At 62.7% G+C, this 21,466-nt stretch carries 21 protein-coding genes and 1 tRNA gene; 6 read left to right on the forward strand and 16 right to left on the reverse strand.

Going from position 1 to position 21,466, the window contains the following annotated elements; all coding sequences use genetic code 11:
* Nucleotides 1-6 precede the first annotated feature (6 nt).
* Together ACTORR_RS06180 and ACTORR_RS06185 are read left to right on the forward strand one after the other, a co-directional pair.
* On the forward strand, nucleotides 7-1,062 hold the full coding sequence (locus ACTORR_RS06180) for an HlyD family secretion protein (RefSeq protein ID WP_054885732.1): 1,056 nt from the start codon (nucleotides 7-9) through the stop codon (nucleotides 1,060-1,062).
* Between the two features lie 49 nt (nucleotides 1,063-1,111).
* Nucleotides 1,112-2,602 carry an MDR family MFS transporter gene (locus ACTORR_RS06185; RefSeq protein ID WP_262109916.1) on the forward strand — a complete coding sequence of 497 codons (1,491 nt, stop codon included), beginning with the start codon at nucleotides 1,112-1,114 and terminating at the stop codon, nucleotides 2,600-2,602.
* Between the two features lie 145 nt (nucleotides 2,603-2,747).
* Here the strand turns inward: ACTORR_RS06185 and uvrB are convergent, their stop codons facing one another.
* Nucleotides 2,748-4,763 carry an excinuclease ABC subunit UvrB gene (gene uvrB / locus ACTORR_RS06190; RefSeq protein ID WP_313365276.1) on the reverse strand — a complete coding sequence of 672 codons (2,016 nt, stop codon included), beginning with the start codon at nucleotides 4,761-4,763 and terminating at the stop codon, nucleotides 2,748-2,750.
* A gap of 287 nt (nucleotides 4,764-5,050) precedes the next feature.
* Here uvrB and ACTORR_RS06195 point away from each other — a divergent pair, with 287 nt between their 5' ends.
* Both ACTORR_RS06195 and ACTORR_RS06200 read left to right on the forward strand, forming a co-directional pair.
* Complete coding sequence (locus ACTORR_RS06195; RefSeq protein WP_054883765.1) at nucleotides 5,051-6,247, forward strand: amino acid aminotransferase; 1,197 nt, start codon at nucleotides 5,051-5,053, stop codon at nucleotides 6,245-6,247.
* A 62-nt stretch (nucleotides 6,248-6,309) separates the two neighbouring features.
* A tRNA-Asn gene (locus ACTORR_RS06200) sits at nucleotides 6,310-6,385 on the forward strand.
* A gap of 123 nt (nucleotides 6,386-6,508) precedes the next feature.
* Here ACTORR_RS06200 and ACTORR_RS06205 read toward each other — a convergent pair.
* From ACTORR_RS06205 to ACTORR_RS06225, 5 genes are all read right to left on the reverse strand, one after another.
* Complete coding sequence (locus tag ACTORR_RS06205; protein WP_099814832.1) at nucleotides 6,509-6,925, reverse strand: cupin domain-containing protein; 417 nt, start codon at nucleotides 6,923-6,925, stop codon at nucleotides 6,509-6,511.
* A gap of 99 nt (nucleotides 6,926-7,024) precedes the next feature.
* Nucleotides 7,025-7,585: a DUF1285 domain-containing protein gene (locus ACTORR_RS06210; RefSeq protein WP_262109889.1), complete on the reverse strand. Its 561-nt coding sequence runs from the start codon at nucleotides 7,583-7,585 to the stop codon at nucleotides 7,025-7,027.
* A gap of 10 nt (nucleotides 7,586-7,595) precedes the next feature.
* Entirely contained in the window at nucleotides 7,596-8,201 is a 606-nt protein-coding gene (locus tag ACTORR_RS06215) for a DUF4823 domain-containing protein (protein WP_054883762.1), read from the reverse strand.
* Nucleotides 8,202-8,267: 66 nt separating this feature from the next.
* On the reverse strand, nucleotides 8,268-9,236 hold the full coding sequence (locus tag ACTORR_RS06220; protein ID WP_313365277.1) for a GTP 3',8-cyclase MoaA: 969 nt from the start codon (nucleotides 9,234-9,236) through the stop codon (nucleotides 8,268-8,270).
* A gap of 107 nt (nucleotides 9,237-9,343) precedes the next feature.
* Entirely contained in the window at nucleotides 9,344-9,979 is a 636-nt protein-coding gene (locus tag ACTORR_RS06225; RefSeq protein WP_054883760.1) for a TetR/AcrR family transcriptional regulator, read from the reverse strand.
* Between the two features lie 71 nt (nucleotides 9,980-10,050).
* Here ACTORR_RS06225 and ACTORR_RS06230 point away from each other — a divergent pair, with 71 nt between their 5' ends.
* On the forward strand, nucleotides 10,051-11,184 hold the full coding sequence (locus ACTORR_RS06230; protein ID WP_313365279.1) for an aminotransferase class V-fold PLP-dependent enzyme: 1,134 nt from the start codon (nucleotides 10,051-10,053) through the stop codon (nucleotides 11,182-11,184).
* A 602-nt stretch (nucleotides 11,185-11,786) separates the two neighbouring features.
* Entirely contained in the window at nucleotides 11,787-12,011 is a 225-nt protein-coding gene (locus tag ACTORR_RS06235) for a hypothetical protein (RefSeq protein ID WP_441343586.1), read from the forward strand.
* A 380-nt stretch (nucleotides 12,012-12,391) separates the two neighbouring features.
* Here ACTORR_RS06235 and ACTORR_RS06240 read toward each other — a convergent pair whose 3' ends face one another.
* The 10 genes from ACTORR_RS06240 to plsX form a co-directional block, all read right to left on the reverse strand.
* A complete protein-coding gene (locus ACTORR_RS06240) occupies nucleotides 12,392-13,174 on the reverse strand; it encodes a TatD family hydrolase (protein WP_054883757.1) in 783 nt (260 codons plus the stop codon).
* A gap of 30 nt (nucleotides 13,175-13,204) precedes the next feature.
* Nucleotides 13,205-14,191 carry a DNA polymerase III subunit delta' gene (locus ACTORR_RS06245; protein ID WP_313365850.1) on the reverse strand — a complete coding sequence of 329 codons (987 nt, stop codon included), beginning with the start codon at nucleotides 14,189-14,191 and terminating at the stop codon, nucleotides 13,205-13,207.
* Nucleotides 14,184-14,816: a dTMP kinase gene (gene tmk / locus ACTORR_RS06250; RefSeq protein WP_313365851.1), complete on the reverse strand. Its 633-nt coding sequence runs from the start codon at nucleotides 14,814-14,816 to the stop codon at nucleotides 14,184-14,186. Before tmk ends, ACTORR_RS06245 begins: the two co-directional genes overlap by 8 nt.
* Before the next feature lie 9 nt (nucleotides 14,817-14,825).
* Nucleotides 14,826-15,953, reverse strand: a complete 1,128-nt coding sequence (mltG, locus tag ACTORR_RS06255) for an endolytic transglycosylase MltG (RefSeq protein ID WP_054883754.1) — start codon at nucleotides 15,951-15,953, stop codon at nucleotides 14,826-14,828.
* Between the two features lie 4 nt (nucleotides 15,954-15,957).
* Nucleotides 15,958-16,773 (reverse strand): aminodeoxychorismate lyase, encoded by an 816-nt coding sequence (pabC, locus tag ACTORR_RS06260; RefSeq protein ID WP_313365852.1) that lies wholly within the window; start codon nucleotides 16,771-16,773, stop codon nucleotides 15,958-15,960.
* Nucleotides 16,773-18,017, reverse strand: coding sequence for a beta-ketoacyl-ACP synthase II (fabF, locus tag ACTORR_RS06265; protein WP_054883752.1), 1,245 nt, complete (start codon nucleotides 18,015-18,017; stop codon nucleotides 16,773-16,775). Before fabF ends, pabC begins: the two co-directional genes overlap by 1 nt.
* A gap of 173 nt (nucleotides 18,018-18,190) precedes the next feature.
* Entirely contained in the window at nucleotides 18,191-18,427 is a 237-nt protein-coding gene (gene acpP, locus ACTORR_RS06270) for an acyl carrier protein (RefSeq protein ID WP_009685065.1), read from the reverse strand.
* A 203-nt stretch (nucleotides 18,428-18,630) separates the two neighbouring features.
* Nucleotides 18,631-19,371, reverse strand: a complete 741-nt coding sequence (fabG, locus tag ACTORR_RS06275) for a 3-oxoacyl-ACP reductase FabG (RefSeq protein WP_054883751.1) — start codon at nucleotides 19,369-19,371, stop codon at nucleotides 18,631-18,633.
* A gap of 15 nt (nucleotides 19,372-19,386) precedes the next feature.
* Nucleotides 19,387-20,325, reverse strand: a complete 939-nt coding sequence (gene fabD / locus ACTORR_RS06280; protein ID WP_441343587.1) for an ACP S-malonyltransferase — start codon at nucleotides 20,323-20,325, stop codon at nucleotides 19,387-19,389.
* Between the two features lie 127 nt (nucleotides 20,326-20,452).
* Nucleotides 20,453-21,463 (reverse strand): phosphate acyltransferase PlsX, encoded by a 1,011-nt coding sequence (plsX, locus tag ACTORR_RS06285; protein ID WP_441343588.1) that lies wholly within the window; start codon nucleotides 21,461-21,463, stop codon nucleotides 20,453-20,455.
* Nucleotides 21,464-21,466 lie beyond the last annotated feature (3 nt).

Raw genomic sequence — 21,466 nt, forward strand, 5'->3', positions numbered from 1 at the left:
GTCCCCATGCCTGCCCAACTCAAACGCCGCCTGGCGATCTTCTTCACCTTGGTGGCCCTCATCGCCCTCGCCTTCCTGGCCGAGTGGTATTTCAAGGGCCGCTTCTTCGAGAGCACCGACAATGCCTACGTGCAGGGTGAAATCACCCGTATCTCCAGCCAGCTCGGCGCACGTATCGACGAGGTCCGGGTCGACGACAATCAGCACGTGAACAAGGGCGACCTGCTGGTGCGCTTGGAGGCCGCCGACTTCGAGCTGGCCGTGGAACGTGCCCGCGCCGCCCTCGCCACCCGTGAGGCCGAATATGCCCAGGCCCAGAGTCGGCTGACTCAGCAAGGCAGCCAGATCGCCGCAGGGCAGGCGCAGGTCGCCGCCAACCAGGCCACGTTCGACCGCGCGCGCCTGGACCTGAGCCGCGCCGAAAAGCTGCGCAAGCCCGGCTTCGTCTCCGAAGAGCGGGTGACCACCCTGTCGGCAGAGAGCCATGTGGCCGGTTCCCAGGTCGACAAAGCGCGTGCCGACCTGCAAAGCCAGCGCCAGCAGGTCAACGCCTTGACCGCCGACCTCAAACGCCTCGACGCGCAGATCGCCAATGCCCGCGCCGACCTGGCCCAGGCGGAACTGAACCTGACCCGCTGTGAGATTCGCGCGCCACTCAGCGGCACCATCGGCCAGCGCAATGCCCGCAGTGGCCAGGTCGTACAGGCCGGCGCCTACCTGTTGTCGATCGTGCCCGATGAGAACATCTGGGTGCAGGCCAACTTCAAGGAGACCCAGATCGGCAAGATGCAACCCGGCCAGCGCGCCGAATTGCTGTTCGACAGCTACCCCGACACCCCGATCGAAGGCCGCGTCGATAGCCTGTTCGCCGCGTCCGGCGCGCAGTTCAGCCTGCTGCCGCCAGATAATGCCACCGGCAACTTCACCAAGGTGGTGCAGCGCATCCCGGTGAAGCTGACGTTCGCCGCCGACAACCCGCTGCATGGGCGCATTCGCCCCGGCATGTCGGTCACCGCCACCGTCGACCTGCGTCACGAAGACGAAGGCCACGATGGCCGGTGATCAACTGCTCCGCCCGACTGCGGAGCCGACCCGGCGCGACTGGATCGCGGTGATGAGCGTGATGCTGGGGGCCTTCATGGCCGTGCTGGACATCCAGATCACCAACTCCTCGCTCAAGGACATCCAGGGCGCGCTTTCGGCGACCTTGGAGGAAGGCTCATGGATATCCACTTCCTACCTGGTGGCGGAAATCATCATGATTCCGCTGACCGCCTGGCTGGTTCAGCTGCTCTCGGCGAGGCGCCTGGCGGTGTGGGTGTCTGGCGGTTTCCTGGTGTCCTCATTGCTCTGCTCGATGGCCTGGAACCTCGAAAGCATGATCCTGTTCCGTGCCCTGCAGGGCTTCACCGGCGGCGCGCTGATCCCGCTGGCATTCACCCTGACCCTGATCAAATTGCCCGAGCATCACCGTGCCAAAGGCATGGCCATGTTCGCCATGACTGCCACCTTCGCCCCGTCGATCGGCCCGACCCTTGGCGGCTGGCTGACCGAAAACTGGGGCTGGGAATACATCTTCTATATCAACATCCCGCCCGGGCTGGTGATGATCGCCGGCCTGCTCTATGGCCTGGAGAAGAAAGAAGCGCACTGGGAACTGCTGAAAAGCACCGACTATGCCGGCATAGTCACCCTCGGCGTGGGCCTGGGCTGCCTGCAGGTCTTCCTTGAGGAGGGCCATCGTAAAGACTGGCTGGAGTCGAACCTGATCGTCGGCTTGGCGACTGTCGCCGCGATCAGCCTGACCACCTTCGTCATCCTGCAGCTGTCCAAATCGCAGCCCTTGATCAACCTGCGCATCCTCGGCAACCGCAATTTCGGCTTGTCGAGCATTGCCAGCCTGGGCATGGGCGTTGGGCTTTATGGTTCGATCTACCTGCTGCCGTTGTACCTGGCACAGATCCAGGGCTACAACGCCCTGCAGATCGGCGAAGTGATCATGTGGATGGGCATTCCGCAGCTGTTTCTGATTCCGCTGGTGCCGCAACTGATGAAGGTGGTGTCGCCCAAGCTGCTGTGCGCCCTCGGTTTCTGCCTGTTCGGGGTCGCCAGCTTCGGCTCGGGAGTGTTGAACCCGGACTTCGCCGGGCCGCAGTTCAACCATATCCAGATCATCCGCGCCCTTGGCCAGCCGATGATCATGGTGACCATTTCGCTGATCGCCACGGCGTATATCCAGCCGCAGGATGCCGGGTCTGCGTCGAGCCTGTTCAACATTCTGCGCAACCTGGGCGGCGCGATCGGCATCGCCTTGCTGGCAACCTTGCTGGATGCGCGGACCAAGGTGTATTTCGATTACCTGAGGGAGTCCGTGGTGCCGAGCAACCCGCAGGTGGCGGAGCGGCTGGCGCAATTGGCGGAGCGACTGGGCAATGACAATGCGGCGTTGGGCAAGCTGAGCGAAATCACCCACCAGCAGGCACTGATCATGGCCTACAACGATGCCTTCCACTTTGTCGGCATCGGGCTGGCGGTGAGCATGGTGGCGGTGTTGTTGACCCGGAAGCTGCCGGAGGGGTTGAAGGCTGGTGAAGCCCACTGACTATCGCGCCCCTGTGGGAGCGGCCTTGTGTCGCGAAAGGGCTGCAAGGCAGCCCCGGCGATTGATGCATTGAAGCCGACATCCTGGGGCTGCTTTGCAGCCCTTTCGCGACACAAGGCCGCTCCCACAGGGGCCGCAAAGGGCTTCAGCTGGTAATCAGCCGCTCGCGCAGTTGGGTAATCTCGTCACGCAGTTGCGCAGCAGCCTCGAATTCCAGGTCGCGGGCAAGCTGCATCATCTTCTCTTCCAGCTGCTTGATACGCTTGGTGATCTCGCCCGGCGTTCGCAGCTCGGCCTCGTACCGGGCGCTCTCCTCCGCCGCCTTGGCCATGCCCTTGCGCTTCTTGCTGCGCGCGCCGGGCACGGTGGCGCCTTCCATGATGTCGGTGATGTCCTTGACCACCCCCTTGGGCACGATACCGTTGGCCTGGTTGAACGCGATCTGCTTCTCGCGGCGCCGCTCCGTCTCATCGATGGCGCGCTGCATGGAGCCTGTGATGCTGTCGGCATACAGGATCGCCCGGCCATTGAGGTTACGTGCGGCACGGCCAATGGTCTGGATCAGCGAGCGCTCGGAACGCAGGAAGCCTTCCTTGTCGGCATCCAGAATTGCCACCAGCGACACCTCAGGCATGTCCAGGCCCTCGCGCAGCAGGTTGATGCCTACCAACACATCGAAGGTGCCCAGGCGCAGGTCACGGATGATTTCTACGCGCTCCACCGTGTCGATGTCCGAGTGCAGGTAGCGTACCCGCACATCGTGGTCGGCCAGGTAGTCGGTCAGGTCTTCGGCCATGCGCTTGGTCAGCGTGGTCGCCAGCACCCGGTCGCCCTGGGCGACGCGCTTGCGGATCTCCGACAGCAGGTCGTCGACCTGGGTCAGCGCCGGGCGCACTTCTACTTGTGGGTCGACCAGGCCGGTCGGACGCACTACCTGCTCCACCACCCGGCCGGCATGCTCGGCTTCATAGGGGCCTGGGGTGGCAGACACGAAGATGGTCTGCGGGCTGACAGCCTCCCACTCGTCAAAGCGCATCGGCCGGTTGTCCAGTGCCGACGGCAGGCGGAAGCCGTATTCGACCAGGGTTTCCTTGCGCGAGCGGTCACCCTTGTACATGGCGCCAACCTGCGGAACGCTGACGTGGGACTCGTCGATCACCAGCAGGGCATCGGCGGGCAGGTAATCGTAGAGCGTGGGCGGCGGCGCGCCGGCCGGGCGCCCGGACAGGTAGCGCGAGTAGTTCTCGATGCCGTTGCAGTAACCCAGTTCGAGGATCATCTCCAGGTCGAAACGGGTGCGTTGCTCCAGGCGCTGGGCTTCGACCAGCTTGTTGGCCTTGTGCAGGTACTCGAGCCGCTCCTGCAGCTCTTCCTTGATGCCCTCCACCGCCTCCAGCAGGGTTTCCCGCGGGGTCACGTAGTGGCTCTTGGGGTAGAAGGTGAAGCGTGGCAGCTTGCGGAATACCTCGCCGGTCAGCGGGTCGAAGGCAGCGATATTCTCGACCTCGTCATCGAACAGCTCGATGCGGATGGCCTCGAGGTCGGATTCGGCCGGGAAGATGTCGATCACGTCGCCACGCACCCGGAAGGTGGCACGGGCGAAGTCCATCTCGTTGCGGGTGTATTGCAGGTCGGCCAGCCGGCGCAACAGGGCGCGCTGGTCGAGCTTGTCGCCCCGGTCGACGTGCAGGACCATCTTCAGGTAAGTCTCGGGGCTGCCGAGGCCGTAGATGCACGACACGGTGGTGACGATGATCGCATCGCGCCGTTCCAGCAGCGCCTTGGTCGCCGACAGGCGCATCTGTTCAATGTGGTCGTTGATCGAGGCATCCTTCTCGATGAAGGTGTCCGACGACGGCACGTAGGCCTCTGGCTGGTAGTAGTCGTAGTAGGAGACGAAGTACTCCACCGCGTTGTTCGGGAAGAACGCCTTGAACTCGCCATACAACTGCGCCGCCAGAGTCTTGTTCGGCGCCAGCACCAGGGTTGGCCGCTGCACCTGCTGGATGACATTGGCGATGCTGAAGGTCTTGCCCGAGCCGGTTACCCCTAGCAGGGTCTGGTGCGCCAGGCCTGCGTCGATACCCTCGACCATCTGGCGGATGGCCTCGGGCTGGTCGCCGGCCGGCTGGAAACGGGTGACGAGCTGGAACTCGGACATGACGGACCTCGCGGTAACGCAGCAACTGTAAATTTAGCCAGTAGTCTATACCCAAATGCGCGCGCCAGGGGGCGGAATCAAGGCCAAGCTGTGCGTGCGCATTACGGTGGACCGGGCATTTCGACCAATGGTCGAAAAATATTTGCGCAAATCGCCGGAAAACCTGCGCCCGACTGTCGCAGTGACCGGTCGGTATCACTATACTGACTCCCCGTTTGTGCACCGCTTCAGTGCATTCGGCTGGAGCGTGTACGCCCTATCACTCTCCAATCAGAGCCGAAGTAACAATGAGCCTGTTTTCCGCTGTCGAGCTGGCACCCCGCGACCCTATCCTGGGCCTCAACGAAGCATTCAACGCCGACCCACGTACCGACAAGGTCAACCTGGGCGTAGGCGTGTACTGCAATGAGGAAGGCCGCATTCCGCTGCTGCGCGCCGTGATCGAAGCCGAAACCCAGCGTGCAGCCCAGCACGCCTCGCGCGGCTACCTGCCGATCGATGGTATAGCCACCTACGACCAGGCCGTACAGAAACTGCTGTTCGGTGCCGAATCGCCACTGCTGGCCGCTGGCCGCGTGGTTACAGTGCAGGCCGTGGGCGGCACTGGCGCTCTGAAGATCGGCGCCGACTTCCTCAAGCGTGTTTCGCCGAATGCCGTGGTTGCCATCAGCGACCCGAGCTGGGAAAACCACCGTGCGCTGTTCGAAAGCGCGGGTTTCCCGGTGCAGAACTACCGTTACTACGACGCGCCGAGCAACGACGTCAACCGCGCCGGCATGCTCGAAGACCTCAACGCCCTGCCGTCCGGTTCGATCGTCGTGCTGCACGCCTGCTGCCACAACCCGACTGGCGTCGACCTGACCCTGGACGACTGGAAGAATGTTCTGGAAGTGGTCAAGGCCAAGGGCCACGTGCCATTCCTCGACATGGCCTACCAGGGCTTCGGTGATGGCATCGGCGAAGACGCCTTTGCCGTGCGCCTGTTCGCCGAGTCGGGCATGGAGTTCTTTGTTTCCAGCTCGTTCTCCAAGTCGTTCTCGCTGTACGGCGAGCGCGTCGGCGCGCTGTCGATCGTCACCGCCTCGAAAGACGAAAGCACCCGCGTCCTCTCGCAGGTCAAGCGTGTGATTCGCACCACCTACTCCAACCCGCCGACCCACGGCGCGACCATCGTCGCCACCGTGCTCAACAGCGCCGAGCTGCGCCAGATGTGGGAAGCGGAGCTTGGCGAGATGCGCGAACGCATCCACGGCATGCGCAAGCAGATGGTCGCGCTGTTGGCCGAATACGGCGCCAAGCGAGACTTCAGCTTCGTCGGCCGCCAGGTGGGCATGTTCTCCTACTCGGGCCTGACCGTTGAGCAGGTTGCCCGTCTGAAGAACGACTTCGGCATCTACGCGCTGGACACCGGTCGCATCGCCGTCGCCGCGCTGAACCAGAGCAACATTCACGTGGTCACCAAGGCCATCGTTGAAGTTCTGTAACTGATTGATTTGTCAGGAGGTCGCTTGACTTCCTCCTGGCAATCGGTAAGATACGCGCAGATTCCGCGATAGCTCAGTCGGTAGAGCAAATGACTGTTAATCATTGGGTCCCTGGTTCGAGTCCAGGTCGCGGAGCCAAACACTGAGAAAGCCCCCGTATGCGCAAGCATCGGGGGCTTTTTCGTTGCATGGCGAAAGAGTTGCGGCGCTCGATTTCTCAGGCGCCTAAGATCTCCAGCCAGGCACCTCAGGGCCCACACATCACTTCCTGACCGGCTCAGTCACCGGCTTGCCTTCATCCACCAGACTCCATACGAGCAATTTGGCAGGCCGGGTCTTGCTGGCGTTTCGCGAAACGCTGTGCTCGGTGCCGGGCGCTTCGTACCAGTATTCACCGGCTTTGTAGGTCTTTTCCTGTTCGTCGTTGAGCTTCGATATCACCGCCCCTTCCAGCACATAGGCCATTACCGCCCCCGGATGCTGGTGGGCAGGTGAAGCTTGCCCGGGGGCATAGCTGACCGTGAGCATGACGGCGCTCTTGCCTGGGGCATTCGAGGGCTGTTGTCGCTGAAGGACTTTTACTTGTTCTGCGGCGTCGCCGTGGGCCCAGGCTGTGGCCTGGCCACCCAGCAATCCAGCGGCAATAAGCAAGGCAAACGAAAAGTTGGCAGATTTCATGGGCTTTCTCCTGACTGGCGATTGCCTGCAGGTTAGGCCCGGCGGCACGGGGTGCAAACGGCCAATCAGAAGGAAAGCAGGGGGCCAGCCGGAACGCTCTCAGCAATTGCGCCCGATCGGATAGAACACGCCATGGCTCCACACCCCGAGCCACTCCTCGCCATCGATTACCCGTGGCACCGCCAGGTCGACCAGTTGGTAGAACACATTGCGATGGATCAACGCCTCGAGATTGCTGCGCATCAGCACATAGGGCGACGGCTCCTGAGTATCGGGATCGACCTCGATCCGCAACGGGTTCTGCGGCCCCGCTTCGGCCTGATCCTCGACATTGCTGGTAAAGCGCAGCACCTGCGCCTCACCACTGCCCACCACCTCAAGCATCACGGCCACGAATGGCGCATCATCGACGCGGATGCCGACCTTCTCCACCGGGGTGATCAGGAAATAGTCATCGCCATCGCGGCGTATGATTGTCGAGAACAGGCGAACCATAGGTTTCCGCCCGATGGGCGTACCCAGGTAGTACCAGGTCCCATCGCGGGCAATACGCATGTCGATATCGCCGCAGAAATCCGGGTTCCACAGATGCACCGGCGGCAGCCCCTTGTGCTTGGGAACTTGCGCCAACAGATCGTTGGCCTTGCCGGAATCCGTCATCGCCCTGCCCTCACTCGCTCATGCCCAGAAGGCTACGAGCGTACTCGCGCATCGGTGCGCCAAGCAAATCCTGTGGCGACTGGTCGTGGAACGTCAACAAACCGCCGCGGCTCTTGATCCGTGCGGTGTCGATCAAGTAGCGGGTATTGGTCTCGATCAGCATCATCTGCACCACCCCGGTATCCCAACCCAGGCGGTCGACCGCCTGCTCGTCATACCACTCGTCACCATTACCGATGCGGTCATCGGTGCGAGCGAAGCGGGTATACAACACGTAGTCGGCGCCCACCGAGCGGGCCTGGGCAATCGCTTCCTCAAGCCCCAGCGGGCCTTGGGCGCGACGCACCAGCGGGAAGTACTCGACGAAGCTCTTGAAGGCCTCATCGGCCACGGCATTCTGCTTCGGCAGCGGGCCCTTGCCTGGCGGCATGAATGCGCCTTGGCCAATGAAGATGAACGAATCAGGCTGCAGGCGAATCGACAGGGTACGACGGGTATCGCTGTGGTCCAGCAAGCCGGCATCGCTCATGTGGTAACGGACGCCCTCGCCCATATCGCTGACATTCATGCAACCGCCCAACGCCATCAGCGTCAGCAGCAAGACCAGGCTACGCATCTTTCCTCCAGTGACCGGTGACGAAAAACCGGCGAATAGCCGGCGGATGCAGCTTTTGCGCCAGCTTCAGCCGCCAATCACCTTCATCACCATTACCCCCCCTGAAAACGCCAGTTCCTGCTTGTCTGCCAGGGCTTTTACCAGCAGCCGCTGCAAGCCAGGGAGCGCCTGATGACGGGGTTTCTCCAACAGGTCGCCGATAAAGTGACGATTGCCGGAGGACAGGCAGCCGTGCAGCCAGCCGGTAGAGGACAGGCGCAGCCGCGAGCAGGTGCGGCAGAACGGCACGCTTTCATTGGCGATGACGCCGAAATGGCCATGCCCCGGGATCTGGTAGCGCAGCGCCGTGGCATCCAGCGGTGCGTCGACCTGTTGGTAGCCATACCGGCCGCCGATCACATCGAGCAAGGCATCGAGCCCGACAAACTGCTGCAGGAAGGCATTGTTGTCCCGGGCCAGGTGCCCCATGCGCATCAGCTCGATGAAACGCAGCTCGAACCCTCGCGCCATGCAGTAATCGAGCATCGGCAGCACCTGATCGAGGTTCTGCCCACGCATCGGTACCATGTTGACCTTGATCCGCATGCCCATGGCGCTGGCCTGATCCATGCCTGCCAACACGCTGGCCAGGTCACCGCCACGGGCGATGCGGCGGAACGCGTGGGGATCGAGGGTATCGAGGGACACGTTCAAGCGGCGAATACCGGCCGCCTGCAGTCGTGGCAGCTTGCGGGTGAGCAGTTGCCCATTGGTGGTCAGCGTGATGTCGTCAAGGTCGAGCTTGGCTACCGCCGCCAGAAAGGCATCCAGTCGAGGGCTGACCAATGGCTCGCCACCGGTAATGCGCAAGCGCTCGATACCAGCAGCTTCGATAAGGTAAGCCACGCCCCGCGCCAGGGCATCCGCGGACAGTTCATCCTGGGCTGCCACCAGGCGCTTGCCGTCTGGCACACAGTAGCTGCAGGCGTAATTACAGGCAGCCGTCAGGCTGACGCGCAGGTTGCGAAAACGCCTGCCTTGACGATCGACGATCATGGATGACTCCGGCATGGATGAATCGGGGCTGGCAAAACTTGACTCATGGTTCAAGTTTTTGCAAGTCCCCTTTACACCCCGGGCTCACCCGCTGACGACAAGTGCCTTTAGTGAGTGGCTTCCGGATCACGCTTGCGCTTGTTGCCCATGCGCACGCCGATATCCATGAGGAACTGGAAGAAGCCTTCCTGATCCTCCAGCACGTTGCTCCAGAACGGCGAGTGGTACAGCGCCACGGCGCCATGTACCAACGCCCAGGCGGCGCAGTAGTGGAAGTACGGCGGCACGTCTTCAAGCTTGCCTTCGCTGATGCGGCCCTTGATCAGCTGGGTCAGGCGGTCGAAGTTGGAAGCGCGGATGCTGTGCAACTGCTCGACCATTTCCGGTACCTGGTTGCCCTTGACCACCTTCTCCTCCAGGCGATCGAACAGCCGGTAGCGCTGCGGGTCGCGCATGCGGAACTCGAAGTAGGCGCGCGACAGCGCCTCCTTGTCGCGATCGACATCGGCCGAGTGCAACAGCGCGTTCAGGTCGCGCTCATAGTCGAGCATCAGGCGCAGGTAGATCTCCGCCTTGGACTTGAAGTGCTTGTAGATCGTGCCTTTGCCGATCCCCACGGCGTCGGCGATCATCTCGACAGTGACGCTGTCTTCACCCTGTTCGAGGAACAGCTTCAAGGCTGTATCGAGGATTTCCTGTTCGCGACGGCGAAACTCACGGACCTTACGAGGTTCTTTCTGCATAGGAAGGACTGGATGACATTGAAGCGGTTTATTATGCCTAACTTGCAGCAAATTGCACGGATCATCCAACCATGTCTATGTTTCTCGATGAGTTTGCCCAGGCGCCGGGGCTGCGTTACCTGAACCACGCGGCCATCGCGCCCTGGCCACGCCGGGCCAGCGAGGCGGTGGCACGCTTTGCTCAGGTCAACGTGCGCCTGGGTGCAAGCGACTACCCGGCATGGCTGGCCACCGAACGCAGGCTGCGGGAAAGGCTGGCACGCCTGGTCAACGCCCCGTCCCAGGCAGACATCGCGTTGGTGAAAAACACGTCAGAGGCGCTTTCGCTGGTCGCGTTCGGCCTCGACTGGCAAGCCGGTGACCAAGTGGTGATCAGCGACGAGGAATTTCCTTCCAACCGGGTCGTCTGGGAAGCCTTGGGCGAGCATGGCGTCGAGGTAACCAAGGTGAGCCTCGCCGGGCCTGACCCTGAAGCGGCACTGCTCGCGGCCTGCGGCCCGCGTACACGCCTGCTGGCAGTGAGTGCCGTGCAGTTCGCCAGCGGCCTGCGCCTGGACCTGCCCCGCCTTGGCGAGGGGTGTCAAGCACGTCATGTCCTGTTCTGCGTCGATGCCATCCAGCAGATCGGCGCCCTGCCTTTCGACGTGCAGCACGCTCAGTGCGACTTCGCCATGGCCGACGGCCACAAGTGGATGCTGGGCCCTGAGGGCATGGGGTTGTTCTATTGCCGGGCGGCACTGCGCCCGCAGTTGAAGCTGCACGCTTATGGCTGGCATATGCTCGAACAGCTGGGCGATTTCGACCGTCGCGAGTGGCAACCGGCACGCAGCGCAAGGCGTTTTGAATGCGGCAGCCCGAACATGCTGGGGGCGTGCGCCCTGGAGGCCAGCTTGTCATTGCTGGAGGAGATAGGCATGGCAGAGGTTGGCCGGCACTTGCAACTGCGGGTCGAGCAATTGCTTCAGGGCCTGGCCAGTATTCCCGGCGTACGCCTGCATAGCCCGGTATCCCCGGAAAAACGGGCGGGCATAGTCACTTTCAGCCTTGCGGGGCAGGACAGCACGGCTGTCTATCGGAGCCTGATGGCGGAGCAGACGATCTGCGCACTGAGAGGGCCAGGTATACGGTTTTCGCCACATTTCTATACCAGTGAGCATCTGATCGACGAAGCTGTCCAGCAAATACGGCGCTTGGCCATGCGCTGAGGGAGGAAGGGACAGCGGACGTATTCCAAATCTGTTTAAAAAACGAACAGAGAAGCACTGGCACTGCGCCAAAGCTGACTAATACTTGAAGTGTTGGCGCGGCGCATCCCCCCCAAGTGGCGCGCCGATAAAGGTGCTCAGGGACCGCGTACCTTTGTTTTACTCCTAATGGTCTTAACCCGGATTCCCCCCCCAGAACCCGGGTTTTTTTTGCCCGGCACCAGCCGCCCGGCTCCGGCTCTGGCTCTGGCTCTGGCTCTGGCTCTGGCTCTGGCTCTGGCTCTGGCTTTTGATTTTGCTTCTAAGCGCGCGATAGTTCAGACAACGCGAAATGCGACTTCAGGAGGCCGAGCGCAGGCGTCTGGAGGGCCAGGGTGCGCAGCACCCCTTCGGCGTAGCCGAAGGCGCGAGATGTAGACTTGCGCAGCAAGTCGTAGGCCGCGCGGGCCCGGAAGACGCCGGAGCGAGGGGACCCCGGAGCGAAGCGCAGGGGCCGGATGATGGGAGCCAGCGTTTTTTGGTTACTTTTTGTCGCGTTTGACAAAAAGTGACCCGCCGTAAGGGCGGAAAGGTGACTGTGCGTCGCCATCACAAATGAATGTATGCGAAAAAATCAAAACCATCGCGCTCGTGCTTTTGGCTTTTGGCTTTTGGCTTTTGGCTTTTGGCTTTTGGCTTTTGGCTTTTGGCTTTTGGCTTTTGGCTTTTGGCTTTTGGCTTTTGGCTTTTGGCTTTTGGCTTTTGGCTTTTGGCTTTTGGATTTGGCTTTTGGCTTTGGAAGTGGGCTTACAAATCAGGTCTACATTCATTCGCCATGGTGGCGCTGAATCAGCTTTTCGCCTTTACGGCGACCTACTTTTTGACTGGGCAAAAAGTAGGCAAAAACCCCCGCTCCCATCATCCGGCCCCTGCGCTGCGCTCCGGGGTCCCCTCACTCCGGCGCCCTCCGGGCCCGCGCGGCCTACGACTTGCTGCGCAAGTCTACATCTCGCGCCTTCGGCTACGCCGAAGGGGTGCTGCGCACCCTGGCCCTCCAGACGCCTGCGTTCGGCCTCCTGAAGTCGCACTCTGCGTCGCCTGATCTACCGCGCGCTTAGAAGCAAAAGCAAAAGCAAAAAGCAAAAAGCAAAAAGCAAAAGCAAAAGCAAAAGCAAAAGCAAAAGCAAAAGCAAAAGCAAAAGCAAAAGCAAAAGCGATTGGTCTGGACTCAGGCCACTCGTGCCAGCGGGAACAGGCGCTTGAAATTGCCCGTGGTCTGCTCCGCCAGCTGCTGGTAGCTGACCCCACGCAACGATGCCACATACTCCGCCACCTCCCGTACATACTGCGGCAGGTTCGGCTTGCCGCGATACGGGATCGGCGCCAGGTACGGCGAGTCGGTTTCCACCAGCAGACGGTCGACCGGCACCTGCCGCGCCACCTCGCGCAGGGCATCGGCATTGCGGAAGGTGACAATACCGGACAACGAGATGTAGTAACCCAGGTCCAGCGCCGCCTTGGCCATGTCCCAGTCTTCAGTGAAGCAGTGCAACACGCCCGCCTGCGGCAGGTTCGCTTCACGCAACAGCGCCAGGGTATCGGCCCGCGCCGCACGGGTATGCACGATTACCGGTTTGCCGGTCTGCCGCGAGGCTTCCAGGTGCAGGCGGAACGACGCCTGCTGCAACTCGGCGGCTTCCGGCTCGTAGTGGTAGTCCAGGCCGGTTTCGCCAATCGCCACCACATGCGGGTGCGCCAACTCGCGCAGCAGCCACTCCAGTGCCGGCGTCTCGCCCGGCGCAAGGTCCAGCGGGTGCACGCCCACCGAGCAGTCGACATCGGCGTACTGCTCGCTCAGCGCCTTCACCGCCCCGGCATTTTCGGCGCTGACGCCAATGCACAGAAAATGCCCGACCCCACGCTCGCGCGCTGCCTGCAGGGCAGCATCGAGGGAGCCCTGATGGGCGCTCAGGTCAAGACGGTCGAGATGGCAATGGGAATCTACGAGCATGGGAGGCGGCACACATGAAAAGATGGAAAGTCAGCGGGAACCGGGCAGCTGCAGCCAGTGGCCCAGCAGCGCTTCCAGCAGCAGTACACGATTGAGGTTGGCTTTGCCGAGCACCTTCTGGCGCTGTTCGAGGATCCATGCCTGGACCTCCAGCACCTTACCCTGACGGGCCTTCTGCGCGAGGTACTGCACCACCTTGCGCATGTCGGCCAAGCCCAACCCCGCTTCATCCTGGGTCAACTGGTAGCGCAGGATCAAGTGCGACCAGTCGCAGAACCAGTCGAACAGCAACAGCAACGGCACATTGCTCCAGGCCTCGGCCAGCTGACTGGGCGATTGCTGCTGCTTGAGCAGCTTCTTCACCCCGTCAGTCACCAAGGCCCGTTGCTCACGTACACCTTGCGCTTGCAGGCTGACCGCCATCAGCGGCGAACCGGCGGCGAGGGTCAACAGCTCTTCGCGCTCGGCCTCGTCGCTGTCGGGCAACGCCGTGGCCAGCCAGGCCTGGCTCTGCGCCAGGCTGGGCTGTGGGCAGACGACTTGCTGGCAGCGGCTCTTGATCGTCGGCAACAGGCGGCTGGGCTGATGACTGACCAGCAGCAGCACGGTAGCGCCCGAAGGCTCCTCCAGGCTCTTGAGCAAGGCGTTGGAAGCGTTGACGTTCATCGCCTCGACCGGCTCGATCAGCACCACTTTACGCCCGCCCAGCTGCGCCGTCTGCACGACGAACGACACCAGTTCGCGCACCTGATCGACCTTGATCGGCTTGTCGGCCTCCTCCGGCTCCAGCACGAAGTTATCCGGGTGGCTACCGGCCTTGAGCAACAGGCACGACTTGCACTGCCCGCAGGCATCCAGTGCCTGCGGCTGCTGGCACAGCAGGCGCGCCATCAGCCGCTCGGCCAGGGCGCGCTTGCCAATGCCCTGCGGCCCATGCAGCAGGTAAGCGTGGGCGTGCCGGGCACGCCCGGCCAGTTGCTGCCACAGCGCCTGTTGCCAAGGGTAGGCCTCAACCACGGCAACGCTCCACGATACCCGGCAGCAGCGCATCGATGGCGCGCTGCACGGCCTCCAGTGGCTTAGCGGCGTCGAGCAGGGTGTAGCGCTGCGGCGCGCCGTGGGCGCGTTGCAGATAGGCTTGGCGCACAGCTTCGAAGAAGGCCTGGCCTTCCTGCTCGAAACGGTCCAGGCGACCGCGCGCGGCGGCGCGGGCCAAGCCGACTTCCACCGGCAGGTCGAAGACCAGGGTCAGATCCGGGCGCAGATCCCCCTGGACGAATTGCTCCAGCGCAGCGATACGCTCAACCGACAGGCCGCGGCCACCGCCCTGGTAGGCGTAGGTGGCATCGGTAAAGCGATCACAAAGCACCACCGCACCACGGGCAAGCGCCGGGCGAATCACTTCGGCCAGGTGCTGTGCACGGGCAGCGAAAACCAGCAGCAGCTCGGTGTCTGCGGCCATTACTTCGTCACTCGGCGCCAGCAACAGCTCGCGGACTTTTTCAGCCATCGGCGTACCGCCAGGCTCGCGGGTCAACACCACGTCCAGGCCCTGCTCGCGCAGCCGTGCAGCCAGGTAATCGCGATTGGTGCTCTTGCCCGCGCCTTCGGGGCCTTCAAGGGTAATAAACAAGCCGCTCACTGGCAGTCCTTAATGTTGTTCGTCGGGCGTAGCCGCGTCGGCCGGCGCGGCGTCGCTGGCAGGATCCTGCTCGGCGGGTTCGGCCGCGTCTGCAGGCGCACTTTGCGGCGCCGGGCTGGAGCGGTAATCCGCACGACGCTTGAGCTGAAACTCACGCACCGCCGAGTTGTGATCGTCCAGGTCATCGGAAAACACGTGGCTGCCATCGCCACGGGCAACGAAGTACAGGCTGGTGCCATCGGCTGGGTTGAGCGCGGCATGGATCGCCTCCCGCCCGACCATGGCGATCGGTGTCGGTGGCAGGCCGGTCATGGTGTAGGTGTTGTAAGGCGTCGGTTCGCGCAGGTCGGCGCGGGAAATCTTGCCGTTGTAGCGCTCACCCATGCCGTAGATCACCGTCGGGTCGGTCTGCAGCATCATGCCCAGGCGCAGGCGGCGGACGAAGACGCCAGCGATCTGCCCACGCTCCTGGGGGATACCGGTTTCCTTCTCCACCAGCGAGGCCATGATCAAGGCCTGGTAGGGGTCACGGTAAGGCAGGTCAGTGGTGCGCTCGGCCCATTCCTTGGCCAATACCTCGTCAAGGCGCATGTAGGCCTGCTGCAGCAGCTCGACGTCACTCATGCCACGCACGAAGCGGTAGGTATCAGGGAAGAAGCGGCCTTCAGGGAACACGCCGGTGTGGCCGAGCTTGTCCATCACTTCAGCGTCGGAAAGGCCATCCAGGGTGTGCTTGAGCTTTTCATGCCTGGCCACCGCCGAACGCACCTGGCGGAAGGTCCAGCCTTCGACCAGGGTCAGGTTGTACTGCACCACATCGCCACGGCGCCAGACGTCGAACAGATCTTCCACGGTCATGCCGGGGGTGAGGCGATACTCGCCGGTATGCAACTGTGTGCCGGCCATGTTGAAGCGCCAGTACAGGCGCAGCCAGACGGCATCGTCGAGCAAGCCTTCGGCCTGCATGCGATAGAACATGCGGTTGGGGTTGGTGCCACTGGGCACGTCGAGCAGGCGCTCTTCGGCCACATGCAGGGGCTGCTCCAGCACCGAGTTGATCTTCCAGGCCGACCAGCCCAGGGCCAGGCCAGCGAGGATCAAGCCCATTTCCAGCAGCAGCAGGAATTTGCGTCTCACGAATTCAGGTATCCAGTAACGTACGGGCAACGGCCTGCAGTTTACGGGTGAGTGGGCCCGGCGACCAGTTCAGCGCGGCAATTCCGCGCACGGGCCAGACGCCATAGACACTGTTGCAGACAAACACTTCGTCCGCCTGTTGCAATTCGTCGAACGCGATATCTCGCACCTGTACCGGGATGCCCAGCCGCTGCGCCTGCTCCAGCAGAGCACCGCGCATCACGCCGGCCACGCCACAACGGCTGAGTTCAGCCGTGAGCAGCACGCCATCGCGCACCAGGAACAGATTGCTGTATACGCCTTCGATCACCCTGCCCTGCCCGTCACGCATCAGGCCTTCGGCATGTTCGCTGTCCTGCCACTCAGAACGGGCCAGCACTTGTTCCAGGCGATTGAGGTGTTTCAGGCCGGCCAGCAACGGTTGCTCCGCAAGCCGGGTCTGGCAAGGGAACAGCCGCACGCCGTGCTGGGCATGTTCGACAGGATAGCTGGGCAGCGGGCTGCCCTGGAGAATCCGCCGCGGTGCAACGCCGGCAACCGGCGCGTAGCCCCGCTGACTGTCGCCACGGGTGAGGACCAGCTTGGCGACTCCGTCACCGAGCTGACGGGCGAAGCGCAGGATTTCATCACGCACCAGCGCCAGATCGGCGTCGATCATCAGCCGCTGGCAACCCAGCGCCAGGCGGGCCAAATGGCCGTCCAGCAGACTGGGCCGGCCAGCGCGCACGGCGATGGTCTCGAACAGGCCATCGCCGTAGGCCAGGCCGCGGTTCTGCAAATTGATCGCAGTCGCGGGCTGGCCGTCGATCCAGCTGTGCATCAATCGACGAACCGGCGGAACACCAGCGAACCGTTGGTGCCACCAAAGCCGAACGAGTTGGACAACACCACGTCGATCGGCATGCTGCGCGCCTGGTGCGGTACGAAGTCGAGGTCGCAGCCTTCGTCCGGCTCATCGAGGTTGATGGTCGGCGGCGCCATCTGGCTGTTGATCGCCAGCACGCTGAAGATCGCCTCAACTGCACCGGCAGCGCCGAGCAGGTGACCGGTCATCGACTTGGTCGAGCTGACCGCCAGCTTGTAGGCATGCTCGCCGAACACGCGCTTGATCGCCGCGACTTCGGCGATATCGCCGGCCGGGGTCGAGGTACCGTGGGCGTTGATGTAGCTGACCGCTTCAGGCTGGATGCCAGCATCGCGCAGGGCATTGGCCATGCAACGGGCAGCACCTTCACCGCTGTCGGGTGGCGAGGTCATGTGGTAGGCGTCACCGCTCATGCCGAAACCGACCAGCTCGGCATAGATGGTCGCACCACGGGCCTTGGCGTGTTCGAGCTCTTCGAGCACCAGCGCACCGGCACCGTCGGACAGCACGAAGCCATCACGGCCCTTGTCCCACGGACGGCTGGCACGGGTTGGCTCATCGTTGCGGGTGGACAGTGCACGGGACGCACCGAAGCCCCCCATGCCCAGGCCACACGCAGCCATTTCGGCGCCACCGGCAATCATCACGTCGGCTTCACCGTAGGCGATGTTGCGCGCGGCCATGCCGATGCAGTGGGTGCCGGTGGTGCAAGCGGTGGCGATGGCGTAGTTCGGCCCCTGCAGCCCCAGATGGATCGACAGGAAGCCGGAGATCATGTTGATGATCGAACCCGGCACGAAGAACGGCGAAATACGGCGCGGGCCTTGCTCGTGCAAGGTACGGCTGGTTTCTTCGATGTTGGTCAGACCGCCGATACCCGAGCCCATGGCCACGCCAATGCGCTCACGGTTGGCGTCGGTGACTTCCAGGCCGGCATTACGCACTGCCTGGAAACCGGCCGCCAGGCCGTACTGAATGAACAGGTCGAGCTTGCGGGCCTCTTTGGCCGACAGGTACTGCTCAACCTCGAAGCCTTTCACCGAGCCGCCAAAACGGGTGGAGTAGGCAGACAGGTCCGTATGCTCGATCGGACCAATGCCACTGCGGCCAGCCAGAATGCCCTGCCAGGTGCTCGGTACATCGGTACCCAGTGGCGACAGCATGCCCATACCGGTGACCACGACGCGTCTACGCGACACAGTACTCTCCTTTTCTAATCACAGAGTTTCTTGCCATTGCATTCAAGCAATGGAATGAAATGGCAACAAGCTCTCGTAGCGAGCGAAACGACGGCGCTGGCTCGCAAAGAAAAAACCGCACGCCGGCAAAGGCAGTGCGGTTCTTCTCGACAAGAAGCGTCGACTACAACGTCTTAAGCCTGGTGGTTTTTGACGTAGTCGATTGCAGCTTGAACGGTAGTGATCTTCTCGGCTTCTTCGTCAGGGATTTCGGTCTCGAATTCCTCTTCCAGAGCCATCACCAGCTCAACGGTGTCAAGCGAATCGGCACCCAGGTCATCGACGAAGGACTTCTCAGCAGTCACTTCCTCTTCCTTGACGCCCAGTTGCTCGGCGACGATTTTCTTGACGCGTTCTTCGATGGTGCTCATACCTAGTTTTCACTCCTAATGGACATATGTCAGGCAGCTGGCCGGTGACCAAGTTTATAGAAAGACGTTCGCTTTTCAAGCGGAACGCAGCTTCCCTTTAGCCACCGCACCCGCTGCCTGGAATCTGGTTGCAGCTTTATAACGGATTTTAGGCTCGCAGTATGACTCTTTTTTGAAGCAATCCGTCACATTGCGTTGCAGTTTTACATGTACATCCCGCCGTTGACCGGCACGGTAGCGCCGGTAACGTAGCCAGCGCCATCCGACGCCAGGAACGAAACCACCTTGGCAATTTCGTCAGCCTGGCCCAGGCGGCCCAGCGGAATCTGGGTTTGCAGGGCTTCGCGCTGCGCTTCTGGCAGCTCGCGGGTCATGTCGGTGTCGATGAAGCCCGGGGTCACCGAGTTGACGGTGATGCCACGCGAGCCCACTTCACGCGCCAGGGCGCGGCTGAAGCCTTCGAGGCCGGCCTTGGCCGCCGCGTAGTTGGCCTGGCCGGCGTTGCCCATGGCACCGACGACCGAACCGATGCTGATGATACGACCCCAGCGCGCCTTGGTCATGCCACGCAGCACGCCCTTGGACAGACGGTAGAGGCTGTTCAGGTTGGTGTCGATCACGTCGAACCACTCGTCGTCCTTCATGCGCAGCATGAGGTTGTCACGGGTGATACCGGCGTTGTTGACCAGAATGGCCGGTGCGCCGAACTGCTCACCAATGGCGGCCAGCACGGCTTCCACGGACTCGGCGCTGGTCACGTTCAGCTCCATGCCGGTGCCGGCGATGCCATGTTCTTTCAGGGTGGCGGCGATGCGCTCGGCACCGGAAGCCGAGGTGGCGGTACCAATCACGGTCGCGCCCTGGCGGCCCAGCTCGAGGGCGATGGCCTGGCCAATACCACGGCTGGCGCCGGTGACCAGTGCAACTTTACCTTGCAGGCTCATGCAAGCTTCTCCAAATCAGGCCAGCGCCGCACGGGTGGCGGCGACAGCGTCAGGGGTATTGAGGTTGTAGGTGGTCACGCCGTCGGCGCAACGCTTGTTCAGGCCAGCCAGGACCTTGCCCGGGCCGCATTCGACCAGGTTGACCGCACCGTTGGCGGCCAGGGTCTGCACGCATTCAACCCAGCGTACCGGCTGGTACAGCTGTGCCAGCAGGTCTCGCTTCAGGGCATCGAGGTCGGCGGCGACAGCGGCGGTGACGTTCTGCACCACCGGGATCTGCGGGGCCTTCCATTCGATGGCGTTGACGGAGTCGGCAAAGCGCTCGGCAGCCGACTCCATCAGGGCGCAGTGCGACGGCACGCTGACCGCCAGCGGCAGGGCGCGCTTGGCACCCTTGGCCTTGCACAGTTCCACGGCGCGGTCGACCGCAGCCTCGTTACCGGCGATGACCACCTGGCCTGGCGAGTTGAAGTTCACGGCGCTGACCACTTGGTCTTCGGCCGCTTCGGCGCAGATTTCCACCACGACGGCGTCATCCAGGCCCAGGATCGCAGCCATGGCACCGTGACCGGCAGGCACGGCTTCCTGCATCAGCTGACCACGACGCTCGACCAGGCGCACGGCGTCTTTCAGCGACAGGGCGCCCGCAGCGACCAGGGCGCTGTATTCGCCCAGGCTATGGCCGGAAACGAACGCCGGTTGTGCGCCGCCCTCTTCCAGCCACAGGCGCCAAAGGGCGATGGAAGCGGTGAGGATCGCTGGCTGGGTCTTGTCGGTTTGGTTGAGTTGTTCTTCCGGGCCTTCCTGGACCAGCTTCCACAGGTCATAGCCCAGAGCCTCGGAAGCCTCCTTGAAGGTCTCGATGACCACCGGCTTTTCAGCGCCGAGTTCGGCGAGCATGCCCAGCGACTGGGAACCTTGACCGGGGAAGACGAATGCGAGGGATGCAGACATTGAACAAGCCCTTATGATCTTGTCATCGGATAGGGTGCGCCGGGCCTTGGGCCGGGCGCGGAATCTGAAAACTTGGATGGAAACACAGACCAAGCGGTCACATTTAAGCACTTCATCGGCGAAATGCCTAAGGCAACAAATCTTCGAGGCGACCATGCAGCCGCTGCGGGAGGTTTTCCTGGATCTCGATCAGCGCCCGCTGGATCGCGCTCTGGAAGCCCTGCACGCCCGCCGAACCATGGCTCTTGATGACGATACCCTGCAGGCCGAGGAAGCTCGCGCCATTGTGCCGCGCTGGCGCCAGGTCGGCCTGCAGGCGCTTGAGCAACGGCATCGCCATTGCCCCTGCCACCCGCGACAACACCCCGCCCTTGAACAGCTTTTCGATACGCGCGCCGATCATGGTAGCCAGACCTTCGCTGGACTTGAGCAGGATGTTGCCGACAAAACCGTCGCACACCACCACATCCGCCTCACCGCGGTACAAGCCATCACCTTCGACGAAGCCGACATAGTTGAGGCCACGGGCGTTCTGCAGCAGGGTGGCGGCCAGCTTGACCTGCTGGTTGCCCTTGATGTCCTCGGTACCGATGTTCAGCAGCGCCACGCGTGGCCGGTGAATGCCCAGGGCCTGGGCAGCCACGGCCCCCATGACGGCGAACTGGTAGAGGTTTTCGGCACTGCAGTCGACATTGGCGCCAAGGTCGAGCAGCTGGCAGTAACCCGCCTGGGTCGGGATCGCCGCGACCATGGCCGGCCGATCGATACCCGGCAAGGTCTTGAGCACGAAACGCGACAATGCCATCAGCGCCCCGGTATTGCCGGCACTTACGCAGGCCTGGGCCTTGCCGTCACGCACCAGTTCGAGGGCGATGCGCATCGACGAGTCCGGCTTGCCGCGCAACGCCTGTGATGGCCGCTCGTCCATACCGACTACCTCACTGGCGGCGACAATCTGCAGGCGCGCGCGATCCGCAGCCGCAAGGCCGCTGACAAGATCTTCAAGGAGGGAGGGTTGACCGACGAGGGTCAGGTGCAGCGAGGGGGTAGCCGAAAGGCAGGCAATGCTAGCCTGGACAATGCTGCGGGGACCGAAGTCCCCGCCCATTGCGTCGATCGCGATGATCTGAGCGGACAAGGA

The sequence above is a fragment of the Pseudomonas sp. SAR267 genome (genome assembly GCF_052077595.1).
GTDB lineage: Bacteria > Pseudomonadota > Gammaproteobacteria > Pseudomonadales > Pseudomonadaceae > Aquipseudomonas > Aquipseudomonas vlassakiae.